The organism is Streptomyces sp. NPDC058877, assembly GCF_042742855.1.
Classification (GTDB): domain Bacteria; phylum Actinomycetota; class Actinomycetes; order Streptomycetales; family Streptomycetaceae; genus Streptomyces.
In genome coordinates, this window is record NZ_JBHYMF010000240.1 from 1 (window position 1) to 9,352 (window position 9,352).

The following is a 9,352-nucleotide window of genomic DNA, read 5'->3' on the forward strand; positions in this document are numbered from 1 at the left end:
ATCGCGTTTCAGGTCCGCGATGGCGCCGCTGTGTGGGGGAAGCACCTGAGCGATCTACAACGACGGGGGAATCGCTCAGGCACTGCGGGGGGTGGCCATGGTCTCGGGTTCGATCAGCTGGTGGTCCCGCTGGTCGAGATTGACGAAGATCATGCCGTACCGGATGGCGCACCGGATGGGCTGAGGAGCGCCCCGGGGGCGCCGCAGACAGCGGTAGGCCCGGACGTCCTCGTCGTGCTCTCGCGCAACGACGACGGGCTCTCCGAAGAGCGTGATCTTCAGCGAGTCGCCACGGTGGGGGATGGCCGTGGCGAGATCGACGAAGTGCCAGCCGGATCGATAGGCCGAGGCCATCTCCCGGCGGAACCTGGGGTCGTCCGGCGGGACCGTCATGCTTCCTCGTTCGCCGGGGCGGAGTCCCACACCGGGTCGGTCTGCCGCGCCGGAGTGACGTCCCACACCGGGTCGGTCTGCCGCGCCGGAGTGACGTCCCACACCGGGTCGTTCGGGGCTGCGGCCACCTTGGCGGGCTCGCTGTCCCACACCGGGTCGCCGACGGCCAGCGCTCCTGCTGCTGCCGCCCCTATGAAGACGGAAGCAAGTATCGAGCGAAGCATTTTCCTGGACATGAGCAGCTTCGACCTCACTTGATGGTTTCCTCTCCCCCGCGCCTTAGACGATGGCTCACTCTTTGCGCGCACACCACTGGGGCAATGCATCATGTTCCTGAAATACAGGATCCTGGGGGGTGTACAAATGGCTCAAAATGACACATCCAACGCACATCCTCACGGGCATGTCGACCTCTGTACCGTCGGATCGGACTTGTACGCACGTGCGTTGCGCATCGGGCGAATCACAAGGAGTGAGGCAGAAGCCACTCCCTGCCTCATGGACCTCGACCTGCTCCATCCGGATCCCGACGACCCGGTGTGGCTCCGTCCGGTTCCACCTTCGGCCGCGCTCGCCCGGCTCGTCCATCCCCTGGAACGCGAGATCCAGGAGCGGCGCGCCCTGGCCATGGGGCTGTCCAGCACCTTCGAGCAGTTCATGGCGATCAGCGCCCAGGACCCGTCGACCACCCACGCCATCACCGTCCTCGAAGGCATCCACCGCATAGACGCCGTGCTGAGCCGGGTCACCGCCGAGTGCTCCCAGGAACTCCTCACCATCCAACCCGGCGGCGCGCGCAGCGAGCACACGCTCAACACCGCCCTCAACAGGATCCAACCGCTGCTCGACCGCGGGGTCCACGTGCGCACGCTCTACCAGCACACCGCACGGCACAGTCCCGGCATGCAGGTCTACCTCGAACAGGCCGGAATGGACCGGCTCCAGGTCCGCACCCTGGAGGAGAGCATCGAGCGGCTCATCATCATCGACCGCTCGGTGGCGCTCATACCGGCACGACAGGATCGCCAGGTCGCCCTGGAACTGCGCCATCCCGGCCTGGTCGAGTACCTGGCATCGGTCTTCGAGCAGTCCTGGGCGCGGGCCACCCCGTTCGGCGAGCAGCTCCCCAACGCCCAGCCGCGGGAAGGGATCAGCGGCGTCCAGCACTCCATCGCCCGGCTCCTCGTCGAGGGCCACGTCGACGAGGCCATCGCCCGCCGGCTCGGCATGAACGTGCGGACCTGCCGGGCACACATCGCAAAGCTCGCCGCTGCGCTCGGCAGCGGCAGCCGCGCCCAACTCGGCTACCTCATCGCCCAGTCCGGCATCCTCGAACGGGACGACTGACCGACCGCGTGCGCACGGATCGACGGACGCACGGACGACGGGCGCACGGATCGTCCCCCGTCGACCGCGCCCCGCCCCACAGCCCCACCCCACCCCACAGCCACAGCCGCAGCCGCAGCCGCAGCCGCAGCCGCGTTCGGAACGAGCGCACGGCTCCGGTGACGGACGGCCGCCGAAATCGCCACCGGGCCGGCCCCGAGCACACGACCGAGACCCCCTCCGCCCATGGGGAGGGGGCCTCGGACACCAGCCGGTGAAGGACTACTCGCCGCGCTTCGGGCGCCACACCACCAGGGCGCTCGCCTGCTGCACGTCGGTGTACGGAACCAGGTCCCGCCGGTACGAGGCATGGACCTGGGCCTCGCGCTGGCGCAGCGTCGCCGCCGCACCCTCGACCGCCGCCGACAGCTCGGCCACCCGGGCCTGGAGCGCGGCGACCTGGTTCTCCAGTTCGATGATCCGCTTGATTCCGGCCAGGTTGATGCCCTCGTCCTGCGACAGCTGCTGCACCTGACGGAGCAGCTCGATGTCGCGGGCCGAGTAGCGCCGCCCGCGCCCCGCCGTGCGGTCAGGGGAGACCAGGCCGAGCCGGTCGTACTGCCGCAGGGTCTGTGGGTGCAGGCCGGAGAGCTGCGCCGCCACCGAGATGACGTACACCGGTGACTCGTCGGTCAGTTCGTACGGATTGCGTCGGCGTCCTTCCACCGCGTCACGCTCCCTTCGCCGCCTGGAACAGCGCGGCCCGCGGGTCCTCGGAGGTCGTCGCCTCGCGGAAGGTCTCCAGGGCCTCGCGTGCCTTGTCGTCCAACTCCTTCGGCACCGCGACCTCGACCGTCACGAGGAGGTCGCCGCGGGTGCCGTCCTTGCGGACCGCGCCCTTGCCCCGGGCCCGCATGGTCCGGCCGTTCGGGGTGCCCGCGGGCAGCTTCAGGGTGACCGCGGGACCGCCGAGGGTCGGCACCTTGATCTCGCCGCCGAGCGCCGCCTCCGTGAAGGAGATCGGCACCGTGACGGTGAGGTTGTCGTCCTTGCGGCCGAAGACCGGGTGGGCGTCGACGTGCACGACGACGTACAGGTCGCCGTTGGGCCCGCCGCGCTCGCCCGGCGCTCCCTTGCCGCGCAGCCGGATCTTCTGGTTGTTGCTCACGCCGGCCGGGATGCGGACCTGCATGGTGTGGGAGGACTTGGCCCGGCCGCTGCCCTTGCAGACCTCACAGGGGTTCTCGGCGATGAGGCCGCGGCCCTTGCAGTCCACGCAGGGGTCGGTCAGCGAGAAGCCGCCGCCACTGCCGCGCGAGACCTGGCCGGTGCCGACGCAGGTCGGGCACACCCGGGGCGTGCCGTTCTTGTCGCCGGTGCCCGAGCACGCCGTGCACGGCTGTTGGCTGGACATCCGCAGCGGCACGGTGGCGCCCTCGATGGCCTCGGTGAAGCTGAGCGTCACCTCGGACTCGATGTCCTGGCCGCGGCGCGGCTGGGTGCGGGTGCCCGCACCCCCGCCCCGGTTGAACAGACCGCCGAAGACGTCCCCGATGCCGCCACCACCGCCGCCGAAGCCACCGGCCCCGCCCTGGGCTCCCCCGAAGAGGTCGCCCAGGTCGAAGTTGAAGGAGCCGCCGCCCGGGCCGCCGGCCCGGAAGCCGCCGTTGCCGAAGAGGGCGCGGGCGTCGTCGTACTCCTTGCGCTTCTTGGGGTCGCCGAGGACGTCGTTCGCCTCGGAGATCTCCTTGAAGCGGGCCTCGGCGCTGGCGTCGCCCTTGTTGGCGTCCGGATGGTTCTCGCGGGCGAGCTTCCGGTACGCCTTCTTGATCTCCGCCTCGGTGGCGTCCTTGGGGACGCCGAGAACCTTGTAGTAGTCCTTCTCGACGAAGTCCTTCGTGCTCATCGACGTCCCTCCTCCCGCGTACGGGTACGGCTGTTACTCGTTGTCGTTCTCGGAGTCGTCCGACTCCTCGGCCTTGGCCTGCGCCCCCGGCTGGGGCTCGGCGACGGCCACGCGGGCGGGCCGGATGGTCCGCTCGCCGATCCGGTACCCCGGCTGCAGGATCGCCACGCAGGTCGTCTCGGTGACGTCCGGCGCGTACGAGTGCATCAGGGCCTCGTGGATCGTCGGGTCGAAGGGCTCGCCCTCCTTGCCGAACTGCTGCAGACCCATCTTGGCGACGACGGTCTCCAGCGATTCCGCCACCGACTTGAACCCGCCCACGAGCTCTCCGTGGTCCCGGGCCCGGCCGACGTCGTCGAGGACGGGAAGGAGCTCGGACAGGAGGCTCGCGACGGCGATCTCCTTGACCGTGACCCGGTCCCGCTCCACGCGGCGGCGGTAGTTCTGGTACTCGGCCTGGAGCCGTTGCAGGTCGCCGGTGCGCTCGTCGAGCGCGGAGCGCAGCTGGTCCAGCTGGGCCGTGAGGCCCGCCGTACCGGCCGACTTCTGGCTGCTCGCGTCCCCGGCCGGGGCCGTCGAGTCCTCCTCGGTGGAGTTCTCGACGGCCTCGGCGGCGTCGTCAGGCGTGGCGCCGGAGGGGACGTCGGGCTTCTCCTCGAAGCCCGGGGTCTCCTCGGTCACGCCTGGCCGCCCTTCGGCTTGTCCTCGTCGACGATCTCGGCGTCGACGACGTCGTCGTCAGCGCCGCCCTTGGGGGCTGCACCCGCGTCGCCGCCGGCGGCCTGGGCGTCGGCGTACAGGGCCTGGCCGAGCTTCTGCGAGACGGCCGCGACCTTCTCGGTGGCGGTGCGGATCTCGCCGGTGTCCTCGCCCTTGAGCTTCTCCTTCAGCTCGGCGAGAGCGCCCTCGACCTCGGTCTTGACGTCGCCCGGGACCTTGTCCTCGTTGTCCTTGAGGAACTTCTCCGTCTGGTAGACGAGCTGCTCGCCCTGGTTGCGGGACTCGGCGGCCTCGCGGCGGCGGTGGTCCTCCTCCGCGTACTGCTCGGCCTCCTGGCGCATCCGGTCGACCTCGTCCTTCGGCAGCGAGGAGCCGCCGGTGACGGTCATCTTCTGCTCCTTGCCCGTGCCCAGGTCCTTCGCGGTCACGTGCATGATGCCGTTGGCGTCGATGTCGAAGGCGACCTCGATCTGCGGGACGCCGCGCGGCGCCGGCGGCAGACCGGTCAGCTCGAACATGCCGAGCTTCTTGTTGTACGCCGCGATCTCGCGCTCGCCCTGGTAGACCTGGATCTGCACGGACGGCTGGTTGTCCTCGGCCGTCGTGAAGATCTCGGACCGCTTGGTCGGGATCGTGGTGTTGCGCTCGATGAGCTTGGTCATGATGCCGCCCTTGGTCTCGATGCCGAGGGACAGCGGGGTCACGTCGAGGAGCAGGACGTCCTTGACCTCGCCCTTGAGGACACCGGCCTGGAGCGCGGCGCCGATGGCGACGACCTCGTCCGGGTTGACGCCCTTGTTGGCCTCGCGGCCACCGGTCAGCTCCTTGACGAGCTCGGCGACGGCCGGCATGCGGGTCGAGCCACCGACGAGGACGACGTGGTCGATCTCGCTGAGCTGGATGCCCGCGTCCTTGATGACGTTGTGGAACGGCACCTTGCAGCGCTCGAGCAGGTCGGAGGTGAGCTGCTGGAACTGGGCGCGCGTGAGCTTCTCGTCCAGGTGCAGCGGGCCCTCGGCGGAGGCCGTGATGTAGGGCAGGTTGATCGTGGTCTCGGTCGAGGAGGAGAGCTCGATCTTCGCCTTCTCGGCCGCCTCGCGCAGGCGCTGGAGGGCCATCTTGTCCTTGGCCAGGTCCACGCCGTGGCCGTTCTGGAACTGCGTCACCAGGTAGTCGACGACGCGCTGGTCCCAGTCGTCACCACCGAGGTGGTTGTCACCGTTGGTGGCCTTCACCTCGACGACGCCGTCACCGATCTCCAGGAGGGACACGTCGAAGGTGCCGCCACCGAGGTCGAAGACGAGGATCGTCTGGTCGTCCTTGTCCAGGCCGTACGCCAGGGCGGCGGCGGTCGGCTCGTTGACGATGCGCAGGACGTTGAGGCCCGCGATCTCGCCGGCCTCCTTGGTGGCCTGGCGCTCGGAGTCGTTGAAGTACGCGGGGACGGTGATGACCGCGTCGACGACCTTCTCGCCCAGGTAGGCCTCGGCGTCGCGCTTGAGCTTCTGCAGGATGAAGGCGCTCATCTGCTGCGGGTTGAAGCTCTTGCCGTCGATGTCGATCTTCCAGTCGGTGCCCATGTGGCGCTTGACCGACCGGATGGTCCTGTCGACGTTGGTGACGGCCTGACGCTTGGCCACCTCGCCGACGAGCACCTCGCCGTTCTTCGCGAAGGCGACGACGGACGGCGTGGTCCTGGCGCCCTCGGCGTTGGTGATGACGGTGGGCTCGCCGCCTTCCAGAACGCTGACGACGGAGTTAGTCGTGCCCAGGTCGATGCCGACCGCACGTGCCATTTCGATTCCTCCAGCTGACTGACTTGAGTGGAACTGACTCAAGGATGCACGAGGAAGGGGAGCACGTCAACAGACTTGAGCGGACTCGACTCAAGTCTTCGTCCGCAGCGTCACTCAAAGAGGGGGTGTGAGCGCGTCAATGCCGGTGCGGGCGAGGTGCGGCGTGAGAGAGTCCGAAGGCCCCCTGCCGGGCAAAGCAGGCATATCCCACGAATATCCCATGATTCTTGTCGGAGGGTAGGGGCCCATGGCGGCGAAGCGCGTGCTCGACCTGACGGGCGGACTGGCCCTCCTCGTCCTCCTCTCCCCCCTGGCCGCCGCCGTCGCGCTCTCGACCGCACTCCGCTCGACGCCCTCGGAGCGCACCGTGCTGCGGCGCCGGACGGTGGCCGGGCTGGCGGGACGGCCCTTCACGATGCTGACCTTCCGGACCAGGGGCCCGCTGGCCGCGCTGCCCCTGCTCCTGCACGTCGTGGCGGGCCGGATGTCGCTCGTCGGCCCCTGCCCGCTGAGCCCGACCCACCGCGAGTGCACGGGCGAGGGCCGGCGCCGGCTCTCCGTGCGCCCGGGACTCACCGGTCCGTGGCAGATCAGCGGCCGTTCGGACCTGCCGTGGGAGGAACGCGAGCTGCTGGACCTCCACTATGTGGACCACCACTGGCTGGGAATGGACCTGCTGATCCTTGCGCGTACGCTTCCAGCAGTCCGCAGGCGTCGCACGGCAAGGTTTGCCTGAGCGACACACATCACCGCGGGCGCCGCTACAGTGCGGCGCCGCGAACGGGTAATCTCAGCAGGAACTCAATAAGTTACCGCTTAGTAGGCCCGCCCGAGGAGCCCGTCATGCAACTCGCCGCGATCATCGTGTCGATCGCCATCACGGTGGTGGCCGTCGCGCTGTTCGGCCGCGCCACCGTGCAGATCTACCGCTTCGTGCGGCTCGGTCAGCCGGTACCGGCCGGCACGCGCACCGGTGACCCCAAGCAGCGCACCATCACGCTGGTCAAGGAATTCCTCGGCCACACGCGCATGAACCGCTGGGGGATCGTCGGCTTCGCGCACTGGTTCGTGGCGGTGGGCTTCTTCTCCCTGCTCCTCACCATCGTGAACGCCTTCGGCCAGCTCTTCCAGGCCGACTGGCTGATCCCGATCATCGGCGACTGGCTGCCGTACGAGATCTTCACCGAGTTCCTCGGCCTGATGACGGTCCTCGGCATCGTGACCCTCATCGTCATCCGTCAGCTGAGCACGCCGAACAAGGCCGGCCGCAAGTCCCGCTTCGCCGGCTCCAAGACCGGTCAGGCGTACTTCGTCGAGGCCGTCATCCTCATCGTCGGCGTCTGCATCATGACCCTCCGCGCCCTCGAAGGCGTCCAGCACCACGTGACCGGCTGGGAGCCGGGCTTCTTCGCCTCGTACCCGCTGATCGCGCTCCTGGACGGCCTGGACCTGGGCACGATCCAGCACCTCACCTACTTCTTCGCGGCGCTCAAGATCGTCACGTCCTTCACCTGGATGATCACGGTCTCCCTCAACACCAACATGGGCGTCGCCTGGCACCGCTTCCTCGGCTTCCCGAACATCTGGTTCAAGCGCAACGCCGACGGGTCCACCGCCCTCGGCGCGCTCCAGCCGATGACCACCGGCGGCAAGGAGATCGACTGGGAGGACCCGGCCGAGGACGCCGTCTTCGGCGTCTCCCAGGTCGAGCAGTTCTCCTGGAAGGGCATCCTCGACTTCTCCACCTGCACCGAGTGCGGTCGCTGCCAGTCGCAGTGCCCCGCCTGGAACACCGGCAAGCCGCTCTCCCCGAAGCTCCTCATCATGTCGCTGCGCGACCACGCGCACGCCAAGGCGCCGTACCTGCTCGCGGGCGGCGGCAAGACCATGGAGGGCGACGAGAAGGCCACCGAGGAGCAGCTCAAGGACGTTCCGGCCGCGGCCCTCGCCGAGGCCGAGCGCCCGCTGATCGGCACCGCCGAGGAGAACGGCGTCATCGACCCGGACGTCCTGTGGTCCTGCACCACCTGCGGCGCCTGCGTCGAGCAGTGCCCGGTCGACATCGAGCACATCGACCACATCGTCGACATGCGCCGCTACCAGGTCATGATCGAGTCGGCGTTCCCGTCCGAGGCGGGCACGATGCTCAAGAACCTGGAGAAGAAGGGCAACCCCTGGGGCCTGGCCAAGAAGCAGCGGGTCGAGTGGACCAAGGAGGTCGACTTCGAGGTCCCGATCGTCGGCAAGGACGTCGAGGACCTCTCCGAGGTCGACTACCTGTACTGGGTCGGCTGCGCCGGCGCCCTGGAGGACCGCGCCAAGAAGACCACCAAGGCCTTCGCCGAGCTGCTGCACATCGCGGGCGTCAAGTTCGCGATCATGGGCGGCGAGGAGAAGTGCACCGGTGACTCCCCGCGCCGCCTGGGCAACGAGCCGCTCTTCCAGCAGCTCGGCCAGGAGAACGTCGCGATGCTGAACATGGCCTTCGGCGAGGACGACGAGGACGAGTCGACGAAGAAGCCGAAGTCGGCCAAGAAGATCGTCTCGACCTGCCCGCACTGCTTCAACACCATCGCCAACGAGTACCCGCAGCTCGGCGGCGACTACGAGGTCATCCACCACACCCAGCTGCTCCAGCACCTCATCGACGAGGGCAGGCTGATCCCGGTGACCCCGGTCGAAGGCCTCATCACCTACCACGACCCCTGCTACCTGGGCCGCCACAACAAGGTCTACACGCCGCCGCGCGAGATCATGGACAAGGTGCCCGGCCTGCGCCAGCAGGAGATGCACCGCCACAAGGAGCGCGGCTTCTGCTGTGGCGCCGGCGGCGCCCGGATGTGGATGGAGGAGCGGATCGGCAAGCGCATCAACAACGAGCGCGTCGACGAGGCCCTGTCCCTCAACCCGGACATCGTCTCCACCGCCTGCCCCTTCTGCCTGGTCATGCTGACCGACTCGGTCAACGGCAAGAAGAACGAGGGCAAGGCCAAGGAGTCCGTCACCGTCGTCGACGTGGCCCAGCTGCTGCTCGACTCGGTGAAGACCCCGGTGGAGCCGGAGGAGCCGGCCGCCGAGGAGCCGACGCCGGCCGTCTGAGCCCGGACCGCGAGGGGCGCGGCCTGCTGCGCCGGCGCGAACTGTGGGCGGGCGCCTACGTCTACAGTGACCGGCCCGAGGACCAGCTCCGCGACGTACTGGAACGGTTCGC

9 protein-coding genes are annotated in these 9,352 nt (G+C 68.9%); 3 read left to right on the forward strand and 6 right to left on the reverse strand.

Annotation, left to right across the window (positions count from 1 at the left end; all coding sequences use genetic code 11):
* Positions 1–75 precede the first annotated feature (75 nt).
* Positions 76–393 carry a (2Fe-2S)-binding protein gene (locus tag ACFW2Y_RS32265; RefSeq protein WP_384886169.1) on the reverse strand — a complete coding sequence of 106 codons (318 nt, stop codon included), beginning with the start codon at positions 391–393 and terminating at the stop codon, positions 76–78.
* Positions 390–629 (reverse strand): 5'-nucleotidase, encoded by a 240-nt coding sequence (locus ACFW2Y_RS32270; RefSeq protein WP_384886171.1) that lies wholly within the window; start codon positions 627–629, stop codon positions 390–392. Before ACFW2Y_RS32270 ends, ACFW2Y_RS32265 begins: the two co-directional genes overlap by 4 nt.
* Positions 630–756: 127 nt before the next feature.
* Here ACFW2Y_RS32270 and ACFW2Y_RS32275 point away from each other — a divergent pair, with 127 nt between their 5' ends.
* The gene (locus ACFW2Y_RS32275) at positions 757–1,740 is read left to right on the forward strand and encodes a helix-turn-helix transcriptional regulator (RefSeq protein WP_384886173.1); all 984 of its coding nucleotides are present in this window, start codon (positions 757–759) and stop codon (positions 1,738–1,740) included.
* A gap of 261 nt (positions 1,741–2,001) precedes the next feature.
* On the opposite strand, the gene ACFW2Y_RS32280 is transcribed toward ACFW2Y_RS32275, so the two are convergent.
* The 4 genes from ACFW2Y_RS32280 to dnaK are packed head-to-tail and all read right to left on the reverse strand — an operon-like array spanning position 2,002 to position 6,141.
* On the reverse strand, positions 2,002–2,445 hold the full coding sequence (locus ACFW2Y_RS32280; RefSeq protein WP_384886176.1) for a heat shock protein transcriptional repressor HspR: 444 nt from the start codon (positions 2,443–2,445) through the stop codon (positions 2,002–2,004).
* 4 nt (positions 2,446–2,449) lie between these two features.
* Entirely contained in the window at positions 2,450–3,625 is a 1,176-nt protein-coding gene (gene dnaJ, locus ACFW2Y_RS32285) for a molecular chaperone DnaJ (RefSeq protein WP_384886178.1), read from the reverse strand.
* A 33-nt stretch (positions 3,626–3,658) separates the two neighbouring features.
* Positions 3,659–4,306: a nucleotide exchange factor GrpE gene (grpE, locus tag ACFW2Y_RS32290; RefSeq protein WP_384886181.1), complete on the reverse strand. Its 648-nt coding sequence runs from the start codon at positions 4,304–4,306 to the stop codon at positions 3,659–3,661.
* A complete protein-coding gene (gene dnaK / locus ACFW2Y_RS32295) occupies positions 4,303–6,141 on the reverse strand; it encodes a molecular chaperone DnaK (RefSeq protein WP_384886184.1) in 1,839 nt (612 codons plus the stop codon). The genes grpE and dnaK overlap by 4 nt, the downstream gene beginning before the upstream one ends.
* A 247-nt stretch (positions 6,142–6,388) precedes the next feature.
* Between dnaK and ACFW2Y_RS32300 the strand changes: the two genes are divergently transcribed.
* Both ACFW2Y_RS32300 and ACFW2Y_RS32305 read left to right on the forward strand, forming a co-directional pair.
* The gene (locus tag ACFW2Y_RS32300; RefSeq protein WP_384886187.1) at positions 6,389–6,877 is read left to right on the forward strand and encodes a sugar transferase; all 489 of its coding nucleotides are present in this window, start codon (positions 6,389–6,391) and stop codon (positions 6,875–6,877) included.
* A 107-nt stretch (positions 6,878–6,984) separates the two neighbouring features.
* Complete coding sequence (locus ACFW2Y_RS32305) at positions 6,985–9,240, forward strand: (Fe-S)-binding protein (RefSeq protein ID WP_384886188.1); 2,256 nt, start codon at positions 6,985–6,987, stop codon at positions 9,238–9,240.
* Positions 9,241–9,352 lie beyond the last annotated feature (112 nt).

Bases quoted from the DNA above. Each gene is read 5' to 3' on its own strand.
- ACFW2Y_RS32265 (WP_384886169.1), bottom strand. From the start codon at position 393: ATGACGGTCCCGCCGGACGACCCCAGGTTCCGCCGGGAGATGGCCTCG.
- ACFW2Y_RS32270 (WP_384886171.1), bottom strand. From the start codon at position 629: ATGTCCAGGAAAATGCTTCGCTCGATACTTGCTTCCGTCTTCATAGGG.
- ACFW2Y_RS32275 (WP_384886173.1), top strand. From the start codon at position 757: ATGGCTCAAAATGACACATCCAACGCACATCCTCACGGGCATGTCGAC.
- dnaJ (WP_384886178.1), bottom strand. From the start codon at position 3,625: ATGAGCACGAAGGACTTCGTCGAGAAGGACTACTACAAGGTTCTCGGC.
- dnaK (WP_384886184.1), bottom strand. From the start codon at position 6,141: ATGGCACGTGCGGTCGGCATCGACCTGGGCACGACTAACTCCGTCGTC.
- ACFW2Y_RS32300 (WP_384886187.1), top strand. From the start codon at position 6,389: ATGGCGGCGAAGCGCGTGCTCGACCTGACGGGCGGACTGGCCCTCCTC.
- ACFW2Y_RS32305 (WP_384886188.1), top strand. From the start codon at position 6,985: ATGCAACTCGCCGCGATCATCGTGTCGATCGCCATCACGGTGGTGGCC.